The 20,981-nt window shown below is 66.1% G+C and carries 22 protein-coding genes and 1 tRNA gene; 12 read left to right on the top strand and 11 right to left on the bottom strand.

Annotated elements, in window-relative coordinates; all coding sequences use genetic code 11:
- Nucleotides 1-2: 2 nt before the first annotated feature.
- A complete protein-coding gene (locus ACVIGA_RS38975) occupies nucleotides 3-1,349 on the bottom strand; it encodes an ATP-binding protein (RefSeq protein ID WP_456670209.1) in 1,347 nt (448 codons plus the stop codon).
- Nucleotides 1,346-2,068: a response regulator gene (locus ACVIGA_RS38980; RefSeq protein WP_456670210.1), complete on the bottom strand. Its 723-nt coding sequence runs from the start codon at nucleotides 2,066-2,068 to the stop codon at nucleotides 1,346-1,348. The genes ACVIGA_RS38975 and ACVIGA_RS38980 overlap by 4 nt, the downstream gene beginning before the upstream one ends.
- 288 nt (nucleotides 2,069-2,356) lie before the next feature.
- On the opposite strand from ACVIGA_RS38980, the gene bamA reads away from it, so the two are divergent.
- Complete coding sequence (gene bamA / locus ACVIGA_RS38985; protein WP_456670211.1) at nucleotides 2,357-4,906, top strand: outer membrane protein assembly factor BamA; 2,550 nt, start codon at nucleotides 2,357-2,359, stop codon at nucleotides 4,904-4,906.
- Nucleotides 4,907-4,959: 53 nt separating this feature from the next.
- On the opposite strand, the gene ACVIGA_RS38990 is transcribed toward bamA, so the two are convergent.
- The 3 genes from ACVIGA_RS38990 to ACVIGA_RS39000 all read right to left on the bottom strand — a co-directional run bounded on the left by ACVIGA_RS38990 (nucleotide 4,960) and on the right by ACVIGA_RS39000 (nucleotide 7,101).
- The gene (locus tag ACVIGA_RS38990) at nucleotides 4,960-5,511 is read right to left on the bottom strand and encodes an AAA family ATPase (RefSeq protein WP_456670212.1); all 552 of its coding nucleotides are present in this window, start codon (nucleotides 5,509-5,511) and stop codon (nucleotides 4,960-4,962) included.
- A gap of 150 nt (nucleotides 5,512-5,661) precedes the next feature.
- Nucleotides 5,662-5,736 (bottom strand) — tRNA-Cys (locus tag ACVIGA_RS38995).
- A gap of 24 nt (nucleotides 5,737-5,760) precedes the next feature.
- The gene (locus ACVIGA_RS39000) at nucleotides 5,761-7,101 is read right to left on the bottom strand and encodes an RtcB family protein (RefSeq protein WP_456670213.1); all 1,341 of its coding nucleotides are present in this window, start codon (nucleotides 7,099-7,101) and stop codon (nucleotides 5,761-5,763) included.
- A gap of 465 nt (nucleotides 7,102-7,566) precedes the next feature.
- Here ACVIGA_RS39000 and ACVIGA_RS39005 point away from each other — a divergent pair, with 465 nt between their 5' ends.
- Complete coding sequence (locus ACVIGA_RS39005; RefSeq protein ID WP_456670214.1) at nucleotides 7,567-8,733, top strand: substrate-binding protein; 1,167 nt, start codon at nucleotides 7,567-7,569, stop codon at nucleotides 8,731-8,733.
- A gap of 129 nt (nucleotides 8,734-8,862) precedes the next feature.
- Nucleotides 8,863-10,080, top strand: coding sequence for an MFS transporter (locus ACVIGA_RS39010; RefSeq protein ID WP_456670215.1), 1,218 nt, complete (start codon nucleotides 8,863-8,865; stop codon nucleotides 10,078-10,080).
- 28 nt (nucleotides 10,081-10,108) lie between these two features.
- Here ACVIGA_RS39010 and ACVIGA_RS39015 read toward each other — a convergent pair whose 3' ends face one another.
- The gene (locus ACVIGA_RS39015) at nucleotides 10,109-10,753 is read right to left on the bottom strand and encodes a Vgb family protein (protein ID WP_456670216.1); all 645 of its coding nucleotides are present in this window, start codon (nucleotides 10,751-10,753) and stop codon (nucleotides 10,109-10,111) included.
- Between the two features lie 28 nt (nucleotides 10,754-10,781).
- Nucleotides 10,782-12,002, bottom strand: a complete 1,221-nt coding sequence (locus ACVIGA_RS39020) for a helix-turn-helix domain-containing protein (RefSeq protein WP_456670217.1) — start codon at nucleotides 12,000-12,002, stop codon at nucleotides 10,782-10,784.
- Nucleotides 12,003-12,154: 152 nt separating this feature from the next.
- On the opposite strand from ACVIGA_RS39020, the gene ACVIGA_RS39025 reads away from it, so the two are divergent.
- Nucleotides 12,155-12,343, top strand: a complete 189-nt coding sequence (locus tag ACVIGA_RS39025; RefSeq protein WP_456670985.1) for a hypothetical protein — start codon at nucleotides 12,155-12,157, stop codon at nucleotides 12,341-12,343.
- A gap of 5 nt (nucleotides 12,344-12,348) precedes the next feature.
- Here ACVIGA_RS39025 and ACVIGA_RS39030 read toward each other — a convergent pair whose 3' ends face one another.
- Nucleotides 12,349-13,440 (bottom strand): adenylate/guanylate cyclase domain-containing protein, encoded by a 1,092-nt coding sequence (locus tag ACVIGA_RS39030; protein WP_456670218.1) that lies wholly within the window; start codon nucleotides 13,438-13,440, stop codon nucleotides 12,349-12,351.
- Nucleotides 13,441-13,516: 76 nt separating this feature from the next.
- Here ACVIGA_RS39030 and ACVIGA_RS39035 point away from each other — a divergent pair, with 76 nt between their 5' ends.
- Nucleotides 13,517-13,969: an SRPBCC family protein gene (locus tag ACVIGA_RS39035; RefSeq protein ID WP_456670219.1), complete on the top strand. Its 453-nt coding sequence runs from the start codon at nucleotides 13,517-13,519 to the stop codon at nucleotides 13,967-13,969.
- 32 nt (nucleotides 13,970-14,001) lie between these two features.
- Here ACVIGA_RS39035 and ACVIGA_RS39040 read toward each other — a convergent pair whose 3' ends face one another.
- Nucleotides 14,002-14,481, bottom strand: coding sequence for a Dps family protein (locus ACVIGA_RS39040; protein ID WP_456670220.1), 480 nt, complete (start codon nucleotides 14,479-14,481; stop codon nucleotides 14,002-14,004).
- 41 nt (nucleotides 14,482-14,522) lie between these two features.
- Nucleotides 14,523-15,164 carry an HD domain-containing protein gene (locus ACVIGA_RS39045; protein WP_456670221.1) on the bottom strand — a complete coding sequence of 214 codons (642 nt, stop codon included), beginning with the start codon at nucleotides 15,162-15,164 and terminating at the stop codon, nucleotides 14,523-14,525.
- A 208-nt stretch (nucleotides 15,165-15,372) separates the two neighbouring features.
- Here ACVIGA_RS39045 and ACVIGA_RS39050 point away from each other — a divergent pair, with 208 nt between their 5' ends.
- Both ACVIGA_RS39050 and ACVIGA_RS39055 read left to right on the top strand, forming a co-directional pair.
- Entirely contained in the window at nucleotides 15,373-16,338 is a 966-nt protein-coding gene (locus ACVIGA_RS39050; RefSeq protein ID WP_456670222.1) for a GlxA family transcriptional regulator, read from the top strand.
- A gap of 83 nt (nucleotides 16,339-16,421) precedes the next feature.
- Nucleotides 16,422-16,988, top strand: a complete 567-nt coding sequence (locus ACVIGA_RS39055; RefSeq protein ID WP_456670223.1) for a histidine phosphatase family protein — start codon at nucleotides 16,422-16,424, stop codon at nucleotides 16,986-16,988.
- Nucleotides 16,989-17,010: 22 nt separating this feature from the next.
- On the opposite strand, the gene ACVIGA_RS39060 is transcribed toward ACVIGA_RS39055, so the two are convergent.
- Nucleotides 17,011-17,364: an MmcQ/YjbR family DNA-binding protein gene (locus tag ACVIGA_RS39060; protein ID WP_456670224.1), complete on the bottom strand. Its 354-nt coding sequence runs from the start codon at nucleotides 17,362-17,364 to the stop codon at nucleotides 17,011-17,013.
- Nucleotides 17,365-17,566: 202 nt separating this feature from the next.
- On the opposite strand from ACVIGA_RS39060, the gene ACVIGA_RS39065 reads away from it, so the two are divergent.
- The 5 genes from ACVIGA_RS39065 (at nucleotide 17,567) to ACVIGA_RS39085 (ending at nucleotide 20,967) form a co-directional block, all read left to right on the top strand.
- A complete protein-coding gene (locus tag ACVIGA_RS39065) occupies nucleotides 17,567-18,187 on the top strand; it encodes a PadR family transcriptional regulator (protein WP_456670986.1) in 621 nt (206 codons plus the stop codon).
- Nucleotides 18,188-18,210: 23 nt separating this feature from the next.
- Complete coding sequence (locus ACVIGA_RS39070; protein ID WP_456670225.1) at nucleotides 18,211-18,651, top strand: O-methyltransferase; 441 nt, start codon at nucleotides 18,211-18,213, stop codon at nucleotides 18,649-18,651.
- A 44-nt stretch (nucleotides 18,652-18,695) separates the two neighbouring features.
- The gene (locus tag ACVIGA_RS39075) at nucleotides 18,696-18,857 is read left to right on the top strand and encodes a hypothetical protein (protein ID WP_456670226.1); all 162 of its coding nucleotides are present in this window, start codon (nucleotides 18,696-18,698) and stop codon (nucleotides 18,855-18,857) included.
- A gap of 124 nt (nucleotides 18,858-18,981) precedes the next feature.
- Entirely contained in the window at nucleotides 18,982-19,677 is a 696-nt protein-coding gene (locus ACVIGA_RS39080; protein ID WP_456670227.1) for a GNAT family N-acetyltransferase, read from the top strand.
- 135 nt (nucleotides 19,678-19,812) lie between these two features.
- A complete protein-coding gene (locus ACVIGA_RS39085) occupies nucleotides 19,813-20,967 on the top strand; it encodes a serine hydrolase domain-containing protein (RefSeq protein WP_456670228.1) in 1,155 nt (384 codons plus the stop codon).
- Nucleotides 20,968-20,981: the final 14 nt, after the last annotated feature.

Here is a 20,981-nt window from a genome sequence, read left to right on the forward strand (position 1 = left end):
ATCTAGCCGGACACGAGCTCCGGAAGTGCGGGACGAAAGGGGCTTGCTCCGCTTCGATCCGATCCAAGATGCACGGCCCCTGGCAATTTGATCCGGACAAGCAGGCCGTGCGGTACATTGTCGTGCAGGGACAACTCGCCGCCATGGCCGCATACCATGGCCTGAGCGATCGACAGGCCGAGTCCGAATCCGCTTTTCTCGTCCATGGTGCGGGCCTCGTCGCCGCGGACGAAAGGCTTCAACATCTCGGCCCGGCGGTGCTCCGGAATCCCCGGGCCGTCGTCCGATACGTCGATGGTGGCTTGATCGGCGGATGCGGTCAGCCGGATATCGATCTCGCTGCCGAACCGCAGGGCATTCTCCACCAGGTTGGTCACGGTCGGGCTGATATCGCTGGGGCGGATCAAGAGCGAAGCCCTGAGCGGGCCGTGGTAGCGCACGACATGGCCGCAATCGGAGAACTGCTCGGCTATCGTCTGCAGCAGGGCGGCTACGTTCACAAGCGTCGGCTTCGCCGCGCTGCCGCCGCTCAGGAATGACAGCACCGATTCCAGCATGGCCTGCATCTGGTCGAGGTCGTGCAGGGTCTCCGCGCGCTGGGCATCGTTCTCGATGTATTCGGATCTGAGCCGCAGCCGGGTGATCGGCGTTCGCAAATCGTGACTGATGGCGGCGAGCATCCGCGTGCGGTCGTTCATCAGCGTGGTGATGCGTTCGCGCATCCGGTTGAGTGCGACCGCGGCGGCGCGGATCTCCTCCGGCCCGGTCTCGGCAAGCGGAGCGGCCGCCTGGCTGATGCTGAAATTCTCGGCGGCGCGGGCAAAGGCGGAGAGCGGAGCACTGAGCACGCGGCCGGCCCACACGCCGAGCAGCGTGACGCTCACGAACAGGAACAGGAATGTGCTGAGCCAGAAGGCGCCGAAGAACGGCGGGATCTTTGCCGGGCCGATGGTCGCTTCGAGCAGGGCGCCATCCGGCAAGCGAACCACCGCCGGCGCGGTCTTCGTGGAAAACTCCAGATCGACATCGTCGACACTTGATGCTCCGGACGACGCATCGCCGGATGCGCCCGGACCTGCGTCGCGCAGTGCGAAATGCAGCCGGGGAAACGCCCGGTCGGCGGCCTGCAACAGCGTTGCGCGCTCGGCCGCAGGGGTCTCGGCCAGAAGCTTCGCAACCAGCTGGAACTGATGGATCGGCCTGTCCGCGAACGACTTCGGTTTCTGGCTGGTGAAATAAAGCCCGATCAGCGCGTGGATCAGCACCAGCGACAACAGGATCAGCGCGCCGATCTGGCCGCTGATCCGCCGGAAGCTGAAGAGCGCGGCAATCCTGCGGGTCCAGCTCATGCATCCTCCACATGCGGCGTGAAGATGTAGCCGCCGGTCCGCACCGTCCTGATCACCGACGGTCCTTCGCCGGTATCGAGCTTGCGGCGAAGCCGGCTGACGAGCACGTCGATGCTGCGCCCGAACGGGCTGGCAGGCCGGCTGCGCGTCATGGTCAGGAGGCCGTCCCGCGTCAGGATCCGGCCGGGCCGCTCGCAGAAGGCCTGCAGCAGGTCGAACTCTGCGCTGGTCAGCGGGACCTGGGCGCCGTCGGGATCGCGCAGCTCGCGCAGGCGAAGATCGATGGTCCAATCCTGGAAGCGCAGGCGCGCGGCGCTCTGGCCGGAGCGTCCGGCAAGACCGGCCTGGGTCTGGCGGCGCAGCACCGCATTGATCCGCGCCAGCAGCTCGCGCGGATTGAAGGGTTTGGCGAGATAGTCATCCGCTCCCATCTCGAGCCCGAGGATCCGGTCGAGGTCCTCGCCCTTTGCCGTGAGCATGATGATGGGAATCGTCGAGTCGCTGCGAAGGCGGCGGCACAAGGTCAATCCATCCTCTCCCGGCAGCATCAGGTCGAGCACGATGAGATCAAGTGAGTGTCCGGCAAGGTAACGATCCATTTCCTTGCCGTTCGAGGCGGTGGCCACCAGACACGATTGGTCGCGCAGGTAACGGGCAATCAAGTCTCTGGTCGGCAGATCGTCCTCGACGACCAGGATCTTCGGGGTATGTGCAAGCATGGTTTGCGACTGGGCCTCGTCATCAGGTCATTTTGCGCGCATTGCAGCGCGCTGGCTTAGCCACCAATCGACCAGCATGCGCATCGCTTGTGGGCGGCATTGCGCCTTTTCGTCAGCATAGTGTTTCTGAACTGTAAGCGGCGGGCGCGGCCGGAAACAAACCGGGACGGCGGCCGCGTCGTACAGCGCTCACAGTCCCCAATCACTGGAAATAATCCCGCAATCCCGCAGCCACACCGCAGCCATCACCATCCCGCCACAACGGGCGACTGGTTCGCGAGGTGTGGAATGAAGATGTGGCTGAGCTTTGTCGCGGCGCTTGCGCTGACGGGATTTTCGATCCCGGCGACGTCGGTGAACCGGCCAGTGACTTGGCCAGTGACTTGGTCAGTGACTTGGCTGTTGTTGGCACCGGCGGCGGCCCAATCGGTCGATGCGATCGCGATCGCGGGCAACCGGCGGGTCGAGGCGGAGACCATCCGCTCCTATTTCAGGCCGGGGCCGGGCGGTCATCTCGATCAGGCTGCGATCGATGACGGGCTGAAGGAGCTGGTCGGGACCGGGTTGTTCCAGGACGTCAAGATCAATCACGCCGGCGGACGGATCGTCGTCTCGGTCGTCGAGAACCCGGTGATCGACCGCGTCGCGTTCGAGGGCAACAAGAAGGTCAAGGACGAGCAGCTCTCGGCCGAGGTGCAATCCAAGCCGCGAGGCACGCTGTCGCGGCCGATGGTGCAGTCGGATGCGCTGCGGATCGCCGAGATCTACCGCCACTCCGGCCGCTACGACGTGCGCGTCACGCCCGAGATCATCGAACGCTCGAACAACCGCGTCGACCTCGTCTTCACCGTCGACGAGGGCGCCAAGACCGGCATCAAGACCATCGAGTTCATCGGGAACAACAGCTTCACGGCCGCGCGCCTTAAGGATGTGATCAAGACCCATGAGACGAACTTCCTGAGCTTCCTCGGCAGCGCCAACATCTATGACCCCGATCGCGTCGAGGCCGACCGTGATCTGATCCGCCGCTTCTACCTCAAGCATGGCTACGCCGACGTGCAGGTGGTGGCCGCGCTCGCCGAGTACGACCGCGAGAGCAAGGGCTTTCAGGTCACCTTCAAGATCGATGAGGGACAGCAGTACCGCGTTGCGACGGTGAGCTTCCGCTCGACCGTTGCAGGCTTCGATCCAAGTATCCTGCGCTCGCTTTCGCGGGTCAGCGAGGGCTCGCTCTACAATGTCGAGGCGATCGAGAAGTCGGTCGAGGACATGCAGATCGAAGCGTCGCGCCGCGGCTACGCGTTCGCGGTGGTCCGTCCGGACGGCGACCGGAACTTCGAGGCGCACACCGTGGGAATCATGTTCCGCGTGGAGGAGGGGCGGCGCACCTATATCGAGCGGATCGACATCCGCGGCAACGGCCGTACCCGCGACTACGTGATCCGGCGCGAGTTCGATCTCTCCGAAGGCGATGCGTATAACCGTGCGCTGGTCGATCGTGCCGAGCGGCGGCTGAAGAATCTGGACTACTTCAAGACGGTCAAGATCACCACCGAGCCCGGCTCATCGAGCGATCGCGTGGTCCTGATCGTCGATCTGGAGGAGAAGTCGACCGGCGACTTCTCGGTCTCGGGCGGTTACTCTACGACCGACGGCGCGCTCGCCGAGGTCAGCGTCTCCGAACGCAACCTGCTCGGCCGCGGCCTGTTCGCGAAGGCAACCGTCAGCTACGGCCAGTACTCGCGTGGGCTGTCGCTGTCCTTTGTCGAGCCGTATCTGCTCGACTACCGCGTCGCGCTCGGGCTCGATGCGTATTACAAGGAGCAGCTGCCGACCGATTACACGACCTATGGCGTGAAGACGATCGGGTTCGCGCCACGGCTGGGTCTCGCCTTGCGCGAGGATTTGACGCTCCAGTTGCGCTATTCGCTCTATCAGCAGGAAATCTCGCTCGATAGCGCCTATAACAACTGCAACAACAACGCCTCCAACACCTCGCTCGCGTTCAACCCGACGCCTGCTTACATCAAGGATGTGCTCGGCGGCGTCGATCCGACCAACTCGGTCTCATCAGGGCTCTATGGATATGGTTGCTACGGCGACGGCGAATCCACCTTGCCGGTGCGCAAGGAGCTCGCTGCGGGCGCGACCTGGACCTCGGCGATCGGCTATACGCTGACGTACAACACCCTCGACAACAACAAGAACCCGACCGACGGCCTGCTGATCGACTTCAAGCAAGATTTCGCTGGCGTCGGCGGTGACGTGACGTATCTGAAAAGCGCGGTCGACGCGAAATACTATACGCCGCTGGTGTCCGACCTCGTCGGACTGATCCATTTGCAGGGCGGCGTGCTCACCAAGGTCGGCGACAATGATCTGCGCATGCTGGATCATTTCCAGATGGGACCGAACCTCGTGCGCGGCTTTGCCACCAACGGCATCGGGCCGCGTGACATCACTTACGCGAGCTTCGGGGCGGTCGGCGATGCGCTCGGCGGCACCAAATATTGGGGTGCGTCGATGGAGCTGCAGATGCCGTTCTGGTTCCTGCCTTCGGAGGTTGGGCTGAAGGGGGCGGTCTACGCCGATGCCGGCTCGCTCTGGGGGTACGAAGGACCGACGTCGTGGACCGCGACCGGCGAGGTCAACACGCCGGCGTGCCCGACCTGCGGCTTGCAATACGATGACCAAAACGTGGTGCGAACCTCGGTGGGCGTCGGTCTGATCTGGGCGTCGCCGTTCGGGCCGCTGCGCTTCGACTACGCGGTGCCGATCACCAAGGGCAAGTACGACATCGTGCAAGAGTTCAGGTTCGGCGGCGGGACGTCGTTCTGAGCTGGCAAGCGTGCCGCTAGACTAGCCGACAAAGCCGCGGGGCGACGGTCTGATCAGACTATCGATGCCGGGTTGCCGCCAAGCGTCGCTGGCACGAAATCTGAGCGCTTGGACGGCGCTATCTTCGGCAGGCTGATGACGTCGTAGCCGAGCGTGGGAAACGCCTCCATCAGCCGCTGATACTCCGCCATCGCCGCCTCGAAGTCGTGCCGTCGCTCAGCATCGGTGACGTAGATCTCCGGCCACGGCGGCGTCATGAACACGCGCACGTGGTAGCGATGGTCGGAGCAGATCGGGCGCAGCACCGGCTCGCCCGTTAAAGCCTCCAGCGCCGACGCGGCGTCGACGAGGCCGCGATCGAAGAACACCCAACCGGAATGGGCCTCGGCCATCGCCATATCCTTCATCGCGACGTCAATGGCGCGGCGCAGGAAGGCCGCCGGATCGACCCAGGGCAGGGCGTTGCCGCCGGATGCGAGCTCATCGGCGATGATGCGGCGGCCGGGCTCTTCGACGACGGTATAGCCGCGGCCACGCAGTTCCGCGAGCAGTGTCGATTTTCCGCCGCCGGAGCAGCCGGAGATCAGGACGAAGCGGCTGTTCAAGAGAGGGTCCTTTCCTTGCAACGGAGAACGCGGAGTGGCGTCCCGCGGTCGCGGATCGCCGGACGGCACTTTCATGTCTGGGGGATTGCCCGGAGATAGTTCGACGGGCGCGATCAGGTTAGCGCTCGGGGCGAGCGCAGGCAATATTGCTGGAGGTGCGGGCCGGAATCGAACCGGCTCATGGCGGTTTTGCAGACCGCAGCGTTCCCATTTCGCCACCGCACCCGAGCGAGGCGCGTACGCCTCGCTTTAGTCCTTGAACGGATCGAACTCGCCTTCGCCTGCCATCGCCACGGCAAACGGCCGCAGCGTGTGCAGCACCTTCACCGTTCCGGCATGCCGGGCAAGCACCTCCGGCAGGCGCCGATAGGCCATCGGGCTTTCATCGAGATCGGCGCCAACCAGCGTGACGCCGCGCTCGTTGAGCCAGCGGTCCATCTCCTCGCGCGTGAAGCGGCGCTTGGCCTCGTTGCGGCCGAACAGCCGCCCGGCGCCGTGCACCGTCGAGTAGAGCGAGGCCTTCGCCTCCGGACTATCGACGCCCTCGAGAATGACGGCATCATCGCCCATCGATCCGCCGACAAAGCCCCGCTGGCCGGGGAAGGCCGGCGTCGCGCCCTTGCGCACCACCCACAAATCCTTGCCGTCATGCGTTTCCCGCCAGGCATAGTTGTGGTGGTTGTGCACGGAATCGGTGACCTTGCCGCCGATGATCTGGCGGACACGATCCACGACCCACTCGCGGCCCGCATAGGAATAGCGCCCGGCGAGCTGCATCGCGGCGATGTAGCGGCGCCCGAGTTCGGAATCCTCGTCGACGATGGCGGGCGGAACGTTCATCCCGTCCTTGCCTCCGGCGGCCTTGAGGTAGCGGGTCGCGCTGGTGTGCCCGAGCCCGCGGCTTCCGAAGTGAACGCCGATCCAGACGAAGCCGGCCTCGTCCCGCATCAGGTCGACATAGTGGTTGCCGGAGCCGACCGTGCCGAGCTGGCCGATCGCCTTCTGCCGGTATGCCTCCATGTCGCTCTCGCGCCAGGCGTCGCCATCGTCGAACAACGCATGCTGGACCTGCTCGACGTTCTTCCGGCCGATGCCGAAGGAGATCACCTTGGCGACGTCGCGAATGATGGTCGGGACGGTCGCACGGATGTCGTCGAAGCGCACGTCGAGCCGCGCGGCCATGTTGCCGCAGCCGATGTCGAAGCCGACGCCGGAGATGCTGATCTGCTTCTCGTAGGCGATCACGCCGCCGACGGGCTGCGCATAGCCGAGATGGCCGTCCGCGCAGATCACGCCGGACACGACGTTGCCGACCGCCATGCAGTTACGCATCTGCTTGATGGTCGCCGGATCATGCTCGCCGAACACCTTCAGCGGCGCGTTCTTGAAGCGCTCCTCCTGCGGGCGCAGCATCGCAATCTCCGCCGAGGCCGCATCGGCCTCGCGCGCAAGCTTCTCCTTGCGGGCGGCATCGCGATACAGGCACCAGGCCGGCTGGCCGCGGCCTTCGCCGACGCGGGAATCCGGATCGACGCCCGCAGCGAGGCAGAGTTCGCGGGCGCGCTCCTGGTAGGGATCAGGTCGTCGCATTGTCTTGGTTCCTGCTGAATCTGGACCGACCGTGTGCATTCCACATGGTCGTTCGGGATTGTCCTTGCCGGAGTTCGACCAGACCGCGCGTGGGCAACAAAAAACCCTCCGAAGCGGCTGGCTCGGGAGGGTCCGTGAAGTACGGATTGTCGATCGCGCTTAAGCGAGACCGCTCCCATGAACCGGGCATGCATAGACGATCGGCCGTAGACAGGCTGATGGTCGGCGGATCTGTTCGTATCCGTGCTGCGGTTTCGGTTGCATTGGTTTGCTCGCATTGGTTCGCGAACATGACGTTCGCGAGGGCCGCCGAAATACGCCTGCAACCTCTGAATGTCAAGTGGCGGCGCTCGCCGGCAGCTGTGCGCATGCAACGCAAACCGGCGTGCGCTTGACGAATTCTTCAGCGCCGCTCCGATAATATCGAGCAAGCATGGTTGCATCCTGCTCGAAGGGAAGGCGCACATGGCATCACGCTCGATCAACTGCATCACACTCACGCTGCTGTTCTGCGGCGCGGCGCTTCAGCCGTTGCGCGCAGCGGAATCCGGCGGCCCCATTCGTATCGGCGCGGTGCTGCCGTTCTCCGGTGGCGTTGAGCTGTATGGTCAGCAGGCCAGGCTCGGGCTCGATCTCGCCGCTCGGGATATCAACGCTGCGGGCGGCATTCTCGGCCGGCCCGTGGAGGTGATCTATGCCGACGACAAGACGCGGCCGGAGTCGGCCGCCGAGGCCATGCGTTCGCTGGTCGAGAAGGACGGCGTGCTGGCCGTGGTCGGTCCGATCACATCGCGCAATCTGAATGCGCTGGTGCCGCTTGCCGAGAGCTTGAAGACGCCGCTGCTCTACGCCACCAATTACGAGGGCGGTAAATGCAGCCACTATCTGTTCTCGTTCGGCGCGGTGCCGAACCAGGAGCTCGGCCAGCTGCTGCCCTACATGACGCAGACATTTGGCAACACGTACTTCCTGCTCGGCGCCGACCGCGTCTGGCCGCATCAGATGTTCGGCATCGCGCAGCCCTTGATCGAGCAGCTCGGCGGCAGGGTGGTCGGGACGAAATACACGCTGGGGACCGAGACCGACTTCTCACCGCTGATCAAGGAGGTCGCGGCGAGCAAGGCCAAGGTGCTGCTGTTCGCGCTCAAGGGTGACGGGATGGACTTCATCCGGCAGGCCGACGAGGCCGGGTTGCTCAAGGACATCACGGTCGCTTTCCTCGGACTGTCCGAGGTCGATCTCGGCATCTTCCGCGGCAAGGGCCAGAACATGGTCACGGTCGTGCCGGCGGTCGCGGCGAGCGAGGATCCGTCCGTGAAGGCGTTCGTCGCCAAGGCGCGCGCCGCGGCGAACCCGGGCGTCGCGGTGTCGAACTACGTGATGACGCACTACAACACCCTGATCGCGCTCAAGGCGGCGGCCGAGAAGGCCGGCAAGCTCGACAAGGAGGCCATCATCGACGCGATGGCCGGCCTCACCATTGCGTCGCCGACCGGCCCGGTGACGCTCGGCCGGGATCACCACGCGGCGATGAACATGTTCATCGCCAGGACGCAAGGGACCGAGCTAGTGCAGGTCCGGCCGCTCGGCGAGATCGCCCCGCAGCCCGGATGCAGTTTGGCTGGCCGCTGAGGGTAGGCCGCGTATGAGCCTTGAAGGCCGCCACGGTCGCAAAAAAGTGAGCTAGGGCGGTCGTCCGCTGTCGGTTCCACCCCGGTCCGTTCGTCTTTCAGCCAGAACGCACTGCATGGGAGTTCTGGAATGACCAATTCGACCTATCGCTGGGTGATTGTCGCGGCCGGCGGCCTGCTTGGCTGCGTCGCGATCGGCGGCATGTTCTCGCTGCCGGTGTTCCTGCAGCCGATGGCGCGGGAGACCGGCTGGTCGGTGACCGGCATCTCCAGCGCGATGACGATCGGCTTCCTCGCGATGGCCTTCACCAGCATGATCTGGGGCACGCTGTCCGACCGCTTCGGGCCGCTCCCGGTGGTGCTGACCGGATCGGTCGTGCTGGCGGCAAGCCTCGCGCTCGCAAGCCAAGCACCGTCACTGCTGGCATTTCAGCTTCTCTTCGGCGCGCTGGTCGGCGCGGCGACGGCGGCGATCTTCGCGCCGATGATGGCCTGCGTCACCGGCTGGTTCGACACCCATCGCAGCCTCGCCGTCTCGCTGGTGTCGGCCGGCATGGGCATGGCGCCGATGACGATGTCGCCGCTCGCGGCCTGGCTGATCTCCCACCATGACTGGCGGACGTCGATGCTGATCATCTCAGGCGTGGTCGGCGCGATCATGATCCCGGTCTCGCTCTTCGTACGTCGCCCACCGGCGCTGCAAGGCGGCCACGCCGAAGCGGCCACCGCGAACGGAGAGACGCCGATGTCGCTGGCGCAGGCGCTGCGCTCGCCGCAATTCATCATCCTGATCGCGACCAATTTCTTCTGCTGCGCCACCCATTCCGGGCCGATCATCCACACGGTGAGCTACGCGGTCACCTGCGGCATTCCGATGGTCGCGGCGGTGACGATCTACAGCGTGGAAGGGCTCGCCGGCATGGGCGGCCGCATCGCCTTCGGCCTGCTCGGCGACCGTTTCGGCGCCAAGCGCGTGCTGGTGCTGGGGCTGCTGGCGCAGGCGTTCGGCGCGCTCGGCTACGTCTTCGTGCGCGAGCTGGCCGCGTTCTATGCGGTCGCGGCGATCTTCGGCTTCATCTATGCCGGCACCATGCCGCTGTATTCCGTGCTGATCCGCGAGAATTTTCCGCTGCGGATGCTGGGCACCGTGATCGGCGGCACCGCGATGGCCGGCAGCCTCGGCATGGCGACCGGACCCTTGGCCGGCGGCCTGATCTACGACACCTTCGCGAGCTATACGTGGCTCTATGTCGGCTCCTGGGCCGTCGGCCTCGGCGCATTCCTGATCATGATGACTTTCCGGCCGATGGCGGCGGCGCGGTCCTCAGCGGTGCCCGCGCCGGCGTGAGTCCGGTGCGCGCGTGAAGCCGTCTGCTTCACGCGCGGCTGCGCTTCGGCCGCCGGATCGCGCGCACCTTGTTGTTGGTCGAGCCGCTGCCGCAGAAGAACCGGTCCTTGCCGTCGGACTCGAGCCCGGAGACGAACACGCCCTGCGGCATCTCGAGCCGTTCCATCACCTCGCCGCTCTGCGGATCGATACGGCGGACGTCGCTCTGATCCTCTTCCCAGGTGCCGTGCCAGAGTTCGCCATCGACCCAGGAGACGCCGGTGACGAACCGGTTGCTTTCGATGGTGCGCAAAACCTTGCCGGTTTCGGGATCGACCTGAACGATGGTGCGGTCGCGATACTGGCCGACCCACAGCGAGCCTTCCGCCCAGGCAAGACCTGAGTCGCGGCCGCCGCCGGGTGAGGGGATCGTCGACACCACGCGTCCGCTGTTCGGCTCGATCTTCAGGATGCAGTCCTCGGCGATCTGATAGAGGTGCTTGCCATCGAAGGCGGTACCGGCATGGGCCGCGATGTCGAGGGTGCGGGTGGTGTTGCCGCTGTCGGGATCGAAGGCGACCAGCCGGCCACCGGCCGCGAACCAGACTTGCTCGCCGTCGAAGCTGACGCCGCCCACGCTCTCGACGCCCTCGAAGGCATATTCCCGGATGATCTCGGCCTCGGACTTCTTCATACGGCGCTCCTGTGATTGCTGCCTGATTCTAGCCGTTCGGCAGCGGGGCAGGGAGTAACAACGTCGTCGTGAATCCCGGCACCGGGGGCGTCATCCAGCGCCGGGCGCGGGCGCGGCCGACCGACTGCACCTTGCCGGTGGCGGCCAGCGCGTCGAGCGCACGCTGCACGGTGCGCTGGCTCGCCCCCAGCGCCACCGAGAGCGCTGAGCTCGACCAGGCCTCGCCGTCGGCGAGGAAGGCGAGCACCGCCGCGTGTTCCTCCTCGACCGGCAGCGCCAGCACGGTGACGTCGCTGCGGCCATGCGGCTCCAGCACAAAGCCGTCAGGCGTCGCGCTGAGATCGGCGAGTGGCCGGAGCGCCCGGCGCAGCCGTCCGATCTCGACCCGCAGCCGTGCACGGTGCGATTCATCGGCGTGCTTGCCGCGAAACGCGCGCGCGATCAGCGTGCCGCGCGACACGTCCTGCGGCCAGGCTTCGCCGAGCGCGCGGGCGAGCGCGAACAGCACCGGCCGCCGCGTCAGCGAGACTGTGGTGCCGCTATCGCGCACCACGTAGCGGCAGGCGTCGACGACGAGCGCCTTCGATCCCATCAGGGCCTCGACCTCCGCAAGCAGCAGCGGCCGCTCCTGGCCGCGCGCGATCAGGCGCGCTGCCGGTGTGGCGAGCAGGTTCGCGGTGCTTTCGACCTCGGCGGCAAGCTCGGCGATGCCGGCGCGACGCGCGGCATCCCTTGCCCGTTCCAGCGCCTCGCGGGCCGGCTTGGTCCGCAGCCGCCGCATCGCGATCCCGGCGACGACCAGTTCATGTCCGACCCGCAGCGCCGGCGGGAAGGGCGCCGGGTCGAGGTCATCAAGCATGCGCTCGGCCGCATCGAGGCTCCCGATCAAGAGCAGGCGGCGGATTTCGAGATAGCCGGCGTATGCTGCGTTGAGCGCGTCGCCGCGCGCCGCGAGCGTCGCGCGCGCCGCGGCGAGGCTCTTGCTGGGAAAGGACAGGTCGCGCGACACCAGCGCGATCTCCGCTTCGGCGACCACGCAGCGCGCACGCGCGATGGCTTCACGCGGACCGAAGGCGCGGCCCGCGCGCCGCAACAGCTCCTTGGCGCGGGTGAAATCGCCGAGCCGGGCCATCGCGATGCCGCGCAGCGCCAGCGCCGGCGCATCGTCGCGCAGGGCCACCCGTTTCAGTGCGCCGAGGGGATCACCCGCCGCGAGCGCGCGCGCCGCAGCGGTAATCAGCGAGTCCATTCGAATCCCGACACACTTGTCACTCTCGCCCTCCGAGGCCCGCTCCTAACCTAGCACATGACGACATGGATCATCTCCAGAGAGATCGAATGATGACCGGAATCGAGACACATGAGGATTGGTTGAAAGGCCGCATCAGTGGCCGCGGTGCCATGTTCGCGCGCTGGCTGTCGCTGGCGGCGGCGCCGACCTTCGCCGTGATGGCGCTGGTAGCGGCGCTGGCGCCTGCCGACATGATCTGTGGCGCCATGCAGGGACCGTTCTCGTTGCAGGGGATGGTTCCGATGTACGCGCTGATGAGCGCGTTTCATCTGGCGCCGTGGTTGCGCCTGTTCCGATGACCGGCTCATCCCTCCGGCAGCGTGAAGACCGCGCAGGGCCGCGCGATGCCGCGCAGCTCATGGGTGCCGAGCGCGACCAGCGGCGTCTCGGTCTCGGCGGCGAGCGCGCCCGAGACCAGCACAGTCTGCTCCAGCGGCTTGCACAGGCCTTCCAGCCGGCTGACCAGATTGACCGCGGCGCCGATCGCGGTGAAGTCGAGGCGGTCGGCGGCGCCGATATTGCCCCAATGCACCTCACCGAGATGCAGCGCCACGCCGAACGGCAGTGGCGGAAGGCCGTGCTTGCGCCGCTCGGTATCGAGATGCGTCATGCCGACGCGGGCCGCCGACACCGCGCGCAATGCCGCCTCGCATGCGCTGCGCGCGCTGGTGGTGACCGGAAAGATCGCGAGCAACCCGTCGCCGATGAATTTCAACACCTCGCCGCCGAAGGCGTGGATCGCGCCGGCGATGCGGTCGAACCAAGCGTCGAGAGCCGCGATCACCTCGGCAGGCGGATGGCTTTCGGAGAGCGCGGTGAAGCCGCGCAGATCGGCAAACAGCAGCGCCGCCCGGATGGTTTCGCCGGTGTTGCGCCGCAACGGCGATGCCAGCACGCGCGCCGCGCTGCGCCGGCCGAGATAGGCCTCCAGCGCAGCCGTCAATGTCGCACGCGCCGCGAGCGCGGCGAGCGGTGCGGCCGTGAAGCGCGCCGCCTCGCGCAATTGATCCGCCTCGGCCGGCGTGAAGGCGCGGGTCCCGATCCAGCCGAGGGTCGGGCCATCCGGCCGCGTTCCGATCGTGTCCTCGTGGATCGGGCCGGGTGCGAGGCCAGCGAGCCAGCGCCGGCCGGCATCGCCGGATCCGACCATACCGGGCATGGCAAAGGGTTGTTCCGGCGCGAAGCCGAGCGCCTCGATGACCTCGCCATTGCCGGCGCGCCACAGCCAGGTGCGCCTTGCGATCAGCGGGTGCGGAACTTCGAGCGTGAGCGCACCGCCGGCAAGCGGCAGGCCATCCGTGATAAGATGGTGACCCAGATCCGCCAGCAACCGGTTGGCGCTCGCGGTCTCGGCCGCGGCGTCGACCAGCCAGCTCAGTGTCGAGGACAATCGCATCACCCCATCATGGGGTTGATGCGCCGCCCTTGTCACGAATTATCCCTGAAGACCCACCGTCAATGGAGGAGGATCGATGACTGAAGCCTTCATCGTTCAACGCGAGATGCAGATCGCAGCGCCCCCCGCAACCGTGTTCGCCTTCCTGACCGATCCGCAGAAGATCGTGAGCTGGATGGGGCTCGAGGCCGAGACCGAGCTGCATCCCGGCGGGCTCTATCTGCTCAAGGGTGTCTCCGGCGATCTGTCGCGGGCGGCGCGCGGCGCGTTCCGCGAGGTCGTGCCGGTGCATCGTCTCGCCTACAGTTTCGGCTGGGAAGGCGGCGCGGAAGTGCCGCCGGGATCGAGCCTGATCGAGATCGACCTGATCGGCAAGGACAGCGGCACGCTGTTGCGGATGACCCATAGCGGCCTGCCCAATGCTGAACAGTGCGCGAGCCATAGCAAGGGTTGGACGCACTACCTTGCCAGGCTCGCGCTCGCGGCCGCTGGGCGAGCTCCAGGCCCTGACCGCGGTCCGCACGGCTGAACCGGCACGCCGGTGCGGTTCAGTCGGTTCGGTCATTTGACGTCGAGCGTCGCGCGCAGCATCCAGGCGTGCTTCTCGTGTGCAGTGGTGCGGACGTTGAGCATGTCCACCGTCGCCTGATCGCCGGCGGACTCGGCGACGGTGAATGCATCGCGGATGGTCCGCACGGCCGTCTCGTTGTCATGCAGCAGTTCGGCCACCATCGCCTCGGAGTCGAGGCTGGCATAGCCGTCCTTGATCGCCGTGAGCTTGGCGAATGCGGAATAGGTCTGCGGCACCAATTCGCCGAGGGCGCGGATGCGCTCGGCGATATCGTCGAGCGCTTGCCATTCCTCCCGATACTGCCCTTCGAACAGCGTATGCAGGGCATGGAACGTCGGACCCGTGACGTTCCAGTGGTAGCCGTGCGTCTTCAGGTACAGCGCGTAGGTGTCCGCGAGCACCGTCGAGAGCGCCGCCGCGATGCTGGTCCGCTCCGCCTCGGCGAAGCCGGTGTTGACGGCGATGGTCATGGTGTTCTCCTTCGCGGTTCGGATTGAAATTCGGCGCGCGGTCATGTCGGCCATTTCGAACCGAGGATGATCGAGCAGAAGTTCACCCGTGTGTAGTTCATGTCCTTCAGCGCCAGCACGTCGGCCTTGACGTTGCCGAAGGTGGTCAGCGGCTTCCTGATGGTGCCGGCCGCGAAATGATCGATGATGTTCTCCTTGAAGTTCGCCTCGCGCGGATGATGCGCGCAGACATGGTCGCGGTGCTCGTGCGAGAAATCGTCATAGGCGATGCCGAGCACGTCCATCTCGACGCCGGCGGTGACCAGCGCGACGGTCGGACGCATATGTTCGGGGATGCCGGGCGTGGTGTGCAGCGCGATCGAGGCCCAGACGTCATCGACGTCGCGTTCGGCGACGCCGTAGCTCTTGAGGAAGTCGCGCGCTGCGTTGGCGCCGTCGACCTCGAAGCGCAGGTCCGGGCTCGCATGCTTGGCGGTGAGGCCCATGTCGTGGAACATGGCGCCGATATAGAGTAGCTCGGGATCGAACTTCAGCTTGCGGCGATTGCCGGTCAGCGCGCCCCAGAAGAACACGCGGCGGCTGTGATTGTAGAGCAGGTCGTCCTCGGTGTCGCGCACCAGCTGGGTCGCGGCACGCGCCATGGCGCTGTCGGGTACATGGATGCCGGCGATGATCTCGGTCATTTCAAGACGCTCCTCGATATGGCAAGACGATGCCGTGGCGTGCGAAACACGCGGGCCCCCGGCGCTCGTCTCTGCGGTGGGTTCAGATCACCTGGCGGCGTGATCCGTGGTGTGTTTGTCGCCCGTCCTGGCCTGATCCCGCAACGCTTGTGCGCCGCCGGATCGGGCCAACGAGACATCGTTTCGCGCCAGCGGGCAGGGAGAGGGTATGGCGGTTCAAAAAGTGGCGATCGCGATTCACGAAGGAGTGCAGGCGCTGGATGTCGCCGGTCCCGTCGATGTGTTCGCAGAGACGAACGGCTTTGTCGCTAGTGGCGACGGCTATGAGACGGTGCTGGTCGGCGCCAGCCGCGAGCCGCTGCGCGCATCGAACGGCATGAAGATATCGGCCGACCTCAGTTTCGATGAGGCAAACGAGAAATTCGACATCCTGCTCGTCGCCGGCGGGCCGGCATTGCCCGATGCCGAGCCGGATCCGGCGCTGACGCAGTGGCTGCGCGGGGCGCCCGCGCGCGCCGAGCTCTACGGTTCGATCTGCACCGGCGCCTTCGCGCTCGGCCATGCAGGGCTGCTCGACGGGCACAAGGTGACGACGCATTGGCAGAACGCGCAGCATCTCGCAGCGTGCTTTCCGGATGCCGAGGTGATCTTCGACCGGATCTACATTCGTGACGGCCGACTGATGACCTCCGCCGGCGTCACCGCGGGAATCGATCTCGGTCTCGCGCTGGTCGCCGAGCGTCATGGGCCGCAGGTCGCGGTCGCGGTGGCCAAGCGGCTGGTCGTGGTGGCGCAACGCCAGGGCGGGCAGTCGCAGTTCAGCCCCTATCTCACCGCGCCGGTCGACGAGGACTCGCCGATCGCGCGCGCGCAGGCGCATGTCATGCAGCGTGTCGGCGAGCGCCACACCCTGCAATCGCTGGCCGAGGCCGTCAGCATGAGCGTGCGCAATTTCGGCCGCGCCTTCGCGCAGGAGACCGGCATCACACCGCATGAATTCGTCGAGCGCGCGCGGGTCGACGCCGCACGCCGCCTGCTCGAGGGCTCGGACCGGCCGCTCAAGGCGGTTGCGTTCGACTGCGGCTTCGGCTCGGCCGACCGGATGCGCATCGTGTTCACCGAGCGGCTCGGCGTGTCGCCGGCGCAGTACCGCTCGAGTTTTCGCAAATTGTGACGCCGTTCATGGAGCGGGGCATGCCGCCAGCGTAGGATTGAAATTGCCCTTGCCAGCAAGACATCTTCCCCGGAGAGGACGCCATGGACGCGCTCACGCTCTTCATCATCCGTCACGCCGAAAAGCCCGATGATGGCTGGCCGGGGCCCGGCTTCACCGCGAACGGTGTGTCCGATACCGAGTCGCTTGTCCTGCGCGGCTGGCAACGCGCCGGCGCATGGGCTGCGTTGTTTGGCACCGACCTCGCCAAGGGCGACTATGCCAAGCCTGACGCGATCTATGCCGCGACGCCCGGCACCACGCCCAACCGGGGCCCGAGCAGCCGTCCCGCTGAGACGATCTCGGCGCTGGCGGCGCGTCTTGGCGCGACGCCCAACGAAAGCTTTAGCAAAGGCAATGAGCCGGCGCTGATCAAGGCACTGCTGGCGCTGAACGGCGTCGTGCTGCTGTGCTGGGAGCACAAGGCGATCATCGCCGACGTCCTGCCGCTGATACCAGTCAGCAGGGGCAAGCCGCCCACCAAATGGGACGCCAGCCGGTTCGACGTCGTGCTGCGCTTCCACCGCGCCAAGGGTGAAGACAAGTTCGCCTTCAAGGAGTTGTTTCCGAAATTGCTGTCCGGCGATTCCGACAAGCCGCTGGACGGCTGAACAGCATCACGGGCCGCGCCAATCAGTCGAGCCCGAGCGCCTTGCGCGATTTCCGCGTCAGCTTGGCTGCGATCAGCGCATGCGCCTGGTCGAGATAGGCCTTGAGCTCGGTGTCGGACAGGGCGTCGTTGCCGATCAATTGCACCCATTTCGCACGCGCCAGGTACGGCGCCGGCCGCGCCAGCTCCTGCTCGATCAGAAGCTCATAGGCCATGTTCGAGGTCTTGAACATGAAGCCGCCGGTGCTCGCGACGAAGCCGCCGGCCAGCGCGAACATCTTGCCGCCGACCTTGAACACCGACGTGCCTTCCCATTGCACCACATTGGTGGCGGCGGGCAGGCGCAGGCAATGAGCTTCGAAGGTTTTTGGGAGCATGAATCGGAGGGAGTTGCGGGCGTCAAAGCCATAGGCCAGCCGCGCGAGGGCGGGCAAGGCCCGGTGTGAGCCGGCAATCCCGGGCCGGTCCAGCCGCCACTTCGTCCCCAGACGCTCACGAAAACGTGGGTTGTCGCCTTTACATCTGTAGATATATCGTAAGATAAGTTTTCAGTGAGGAAAAGAAACAATGAGACGATCGATGTTTGGGGGCCGGGACGATGATGGCTTCCGGTTTGGGTTTTTCGCCACGGGGCGGCACGGCCGAGGCGGCCATCGCTTCGGCCGCGGCGGACATGGCTTCTTCGGGCGGGGTGGCGGCGGGGACTTTCCGGGATCGCGGCGGCTCTCGTCGCAGGATCTGCAACTCGTGATCCTGGCGCTGCTCGGCGAGCAGCCGGCGCACGGCTATGAGCTGATCAAGAAGATCGAGGAGCGGTCGGACGGCTTCTACAGTCCGAGCCCGGGCGTGATCTATCCGGCGCTGACCTTCCTCGAGGAGATCGGCCATGCCAGCGTCACCCAGGACGCGGCGCGCAAGCTCTACAGCATCACCGAGCAGGGCAAGGCGCATCTCGCCGAGAACCGCGCCACCGCAGACACCATTCTCGAAGCACTGTCGCGGATCGGCGGCCGCATGGAGGAGGTGCGCGAAGCCTTCGCCGGCGTCAGCGATCTGGATAGCGGAGCGTCCGACGATGTCCACCGCGCCCGCCACGCCCTGAAGAGCGCGCTGCGCCAGAAGCGCGGCTGCGATGCCGCCGAGGCGCGCCGCATCGCGAAGATCCTCGACCGTGCTGCTGCCGAAATCCTGCAGCAATGACACAATCGCAAGGGAGACCCTTCATGTACAACGCTGAACCGCACAGCGCGATTACTGATGCCCGCATTGCCGCCGTCATCGCGCGCCTGCAGGCCACGCGCCGGACGCCCGTGAGGGGCAATCCGATGCAGAGCGGCAGCCGCGATCCGAACGACTATGCCGAGCAGGGATTCTCGATCCACCCGGAGCGGGGCGAGCTGATCTATCTGCTGTGCCGCGGCCTGCGCGCCAAACGCGTCGCGGAGTTCGCGACCTCGGTCGGAATGTCGACGCTGTATTTCGCCGCCGCGATGCGCGACAACGGCGGCGGCACCGTGATCGGCTCGGAGATCGTGCCGGCCAAGGTCGCAACCGCGAAACGCAATCTTGCCGAGGCCGGCCTTGCCCACTACGCCGAGATCCGCGAGGGCGATGCGCGCGCCAGACGCTGCGCGATCTCGGCGGTCCCGTCGACTTCATCCTGATCGACGGCTGGCCGGGCGACAAGAGACCGACGCTGGCGCGGCAGGTGATCGAGATCGTCGCCCCGCAGCTTCGCGTCGGCGGCTATGTCATGAACGACAATGCCGAGGCGGATTTCCTGGAGTTCGTGCGCGATCCCAAAAACGGCTTCGTGTCGATCACGCTGCCGCTCAAGGGCGGTACCGAGCTCTGCCTGAAGGTGGCTTAGGGATCGGTTCGGCACGGCGAAGATATCCTGCTGGCGTGATTGCGAGCCGCAACGACATCACGCCACGCTGGATTTTATCGGCGCTTCTTGCTCTGTTCGAGGAAAATCAGGAGCGAAGCGCCGCATGTCCGAAGTCCCGCCGATCCATCCGCTTGATCGCCCAATCTGGAGCGCGCTGACCACGCGGCAACGCGACCTTGCGGAAGGCGGCGCCGAGGCCCGGCGCTTTCCGGTCGCGATCGCCCCCTTCGCCGACATGGCCGATATGTCGCCCGAGAGCTTTGCCGCGCTCGGCGCGCTGCTGTCGGGACCTGATATCGCGGTGCTGTTCACGCCCGATCCTGTCCCGGTGCCGCCGGAGTTCAAGGTGCTGCTGGCCGAGACCGGTGAGCAGATGATCGGCACACCGGCGGAGTTTTCTCTGCCAGGCGTCGAGATCGTCAGGCTCGGCGCTGCCGACGTTCCCGCGATGATGGCGCTGACGGACATGACAAAACCCGGTCCGTTCAGCGCGCGGACGCATGAGCTCGGCAACTTTTTCGGCATCCGCGTTGGCGGCGAGCTGGTCGCGATGACCGGGGAACGGATGAAGCCGGGGAACTATACCGAGATGACCGCGGTCTGCGTGCATCCCGACCATCGCGGCCGCGGCTATGCGCAGGCGCTGCTGTCGGCGGTCGGCCGCCAGATCGTGGCGCGCGGCGAACTTCCGTTCCTGCACGTCTTCACCGGCAACGCCTCGGCGATTGCGCTATACCGCCGTCAGGGCATGGAGATCTGCCGCCGTCTGCACATCACGGTGGTGCAGAAGCAGGGGTAGCCCTGGACTGAAGGGGAAGGTCTCTCCTCAGATAAATGGGGACGAAACAGTTCAGTTCAAGAATTGTCAGCCGCGCCTCTCACCGCGTATGTCCCGCCTCCCTCAAAGCGTGGGGACGGAGCGGGGAGCACAGCCATGGCAGTTGCGATATCAGATGGATTTGCCGACGAGCGATTTTCGGCGGCGCGCGAGGCGTTCGAGGCCAATTTCGCCGACGGGGAGGAGCTCGGCGCATCGTTCTGCGCCACGATCGAGGGCGAGACCGTGGTCGATCTGTGGGGCGGCTTTGCAGATGAGGCCGAGCTGCGGCCCTGGACGCGCGACACCATCGTCAACGTCTATTCGATCACCAAGACCATGACCGCGCTGACCGCGTTGTGGCTCGCCGACCGCGGCGCGCTCGACTTCGCGGCACCCGTGGCGCGCTACTGGCCGGAATTCGCAGCCGGCGGCAAGGCCGCTATCCCCGTGGCGCAGCTGATGAGCCACTCGGCCGGCCTCTCGGGCTGGCATCCGGCAATCAGCGGCGAGGATTTTTATGACTGGGGCAAGGCGACTTCGACGCTTGCCGCCCAAGTGCCGCTGTGGGAGCCGGGCACCGCGTCCGGCTATCACGTCTACAGCTTCGGTTTCCTGATCGGAGAAGTCGTTCGTCGCATTACCGGCAAGACGCTCGGCACGGTGTTTCGCGAAGAAATTGCGGCTCCCTTGAATGCGGATTTCTGGATCGGTCTGCCGGCATCGGAAGACCATCGCGTCGCCGATCTGGTGCCGTTCCTGCCGTCGGCGGCTGCGACCGATATCGAGATGACGACCATCCAGAAGATTACGTTCAGCGACACCCGCACCGACGTGCCGTCGACCCGCACCCGCGCCTGGCGCGGCGCCGAGATCCCGGCGGTGAACGGTCACGGCAACGCGCGATCGATCGCGGCCATCCAAACCATCCTCGCGACCGGCGGCACAGCCAAGGGCCGGCGGATCATGTCGGAGGCCGGCTGCCGCAAGGCGCTGGAGGTACAGATCGACGGCCCGGACCTCGTGATGCGCGGCATCTCCGTCCGCTTCGGCCTCGGTTTCGGTCTGCCGAGCCCGATCCTCAGCCTGGTGCCGCCGAATCCCAACACGCTGTTCTGGTCGGGCGGCGGCGGGTCGTTCGTGCTCGTCGACACCGATGCCCGAATGACGTTCGCCTATGCGATGAACCGGATGCAGCGCGGCCTCGTCGGCGACGCCCGCTCGTTCCGGATCATCCGCGCGATGTGGCGGGCTCTCGGCATGACGCCCTGAGCAGCGTTGTGCTC

It is taken from the genome of Bradyrhizobium sp. USDA 3240 (assembly GCF_054063295.1).

Bases quoted from the DNA above. Each gene is read 5' to 3' on its own strand.
- ACVIGA_RS39025 (WP_456670985.1), top strand. From the start codon at position 12,155: ATGTTCGCGCGCTGGCTGTCGCTGGCGGCGGCGCCGACCTTCGCCGTG.
- ACVIGA_RS39065 (WP_456670986.1), top strand. From the start codon at position 17,567: ATGTTTGGGGGCCGGGACGATGATGGCTTCCGGTTTGGGTTTTTCGCC.
- bamA (WP_456670211.1), top strand. From the start codon at position 2,357: ATGAAGATGTGGCTGAGCTTTGTCGCGGCGCTTGCGCTGACGGGATTT.
- ACVIGA_RS39035 (WP_456670219.1), top strand. From the start codon at position 13,517: ATGACTGAAGCCTTCATCGTTCAACGCGAGATGCAGATCGCAGCGCCC.
- ACVIGA_RS39085 (WP_456670228.1), top strand. From the start codon at position 19,813: ATGGCAGTTGCGATATCAGATGGATTTGCCGACGAGCGATTTTCGGCG.
- ACVIGA_RS39010 (WP_456670215.1), top strand. From the start codon at position 8,863: ATGACCAATTCGACCTATCGCTGGGTGATTGTCGCGGCCGGCGGCCTG.
- ACVIGA_RS39055 (WP_456670223.1), top strand. From the start codon at position 16,422: ATGGACGCGCTCACGCTCTTCATCATCCGTCACGCCGAAAAGCCCGAT.
- ACVIGA_RS38975 (WP_456670209.1), bottom strand. From the start codon at position 1,349: ATGAGCTGGACCCGCAGGATTGCCGCGCTCTTCAGCTTCCGGCGGATC.
- ACVIGA_RS39015 (WP_456670216.1), bottom strand. From the start codon at position 10,753: ATGAAGAAGTCCGAGGCCGAGATCATCCGGGAATATGCCTTCGAGGGC.
- ACVIGA_RS39070 (WP_456670225.1), top strand. From the start codon at position 18,211: ATGTACAACGCTGAACCGCACAGCGCGATTACTGATGCCCGCATTGCC.
- ACVIGA_RS39050 (WP_456670222.1), top strand. From the start codon at position 15,373: ATGGCGGTTCAAAAAGTGGCGATCGCGATTCACGAAGGAGTGCAGGCG.
- ACVIGA_RS39000 (WP_456670213.1), bottom strand. From the start codon at position 7,101: ATGCGACGACCTGATCCCTACCAGGAGCGCGCCCGCGAACTCTGCCTC.
- ACVIGA_RS39040 (WP_456670220.1), bottom strand. From the start codon at position 14,481: ATGACCATCGCCGTCAACACCGGCTTCGCCGAGGCGGAGCGGACCAGC.
- ACVIGA_RS39080 (WP_456670227.1), top strand. From the start codon at position 18,982: ATGTCCGAAGTCCCGCCGATCCATCCGCTTGATCGCCCAATCTGGAGC.
- ACVIGA_RS38980 (WP_456670210.1), bottom strand. From the start codon at position 2,068: ATGCTTGCACATACCCCGAAGATCCTGGTCGTCGAGGACGATCTGCCG.
- ACVIGA_RS39045 (WP_456670221.1), bottom strand. From the start codon at position 15,164: ATGACCGAGATCATCGCCGGCATCCATGTACCCGACAGCGCCATGGCG.
- ACVIGA_RS39060 (WP_456670224.1), bottom strand. From the start codon at position 17,364: ATGCTCCCAAAAACCTTCGAAGCTCATTGCCTGCGCCTGCCCGCCGCC.
- ACVIGA_RS39030 (WP_456670218.1), bottom strand. From the start codon at position 13,440: ATGCGATTGTCCTCGACACTGAGCTGGCTGGTCGACGCCGCGGCCGAG.
- ACVIGA_RS39005 (WP_456670214.1), top strand. From the start codon at position 7,567: ATGGCATCACGCTCGATCAACTGCATCACACTCACGCTGCTGTTCTGC.
- ACVIGA_RS39020 (WP_456670217.1), bottom strand. From the start codon at position 12,002: ATGGACTCGCTGATTACCGCTGCGGCGCGCGCGCTCGCGGCGGGTGAT.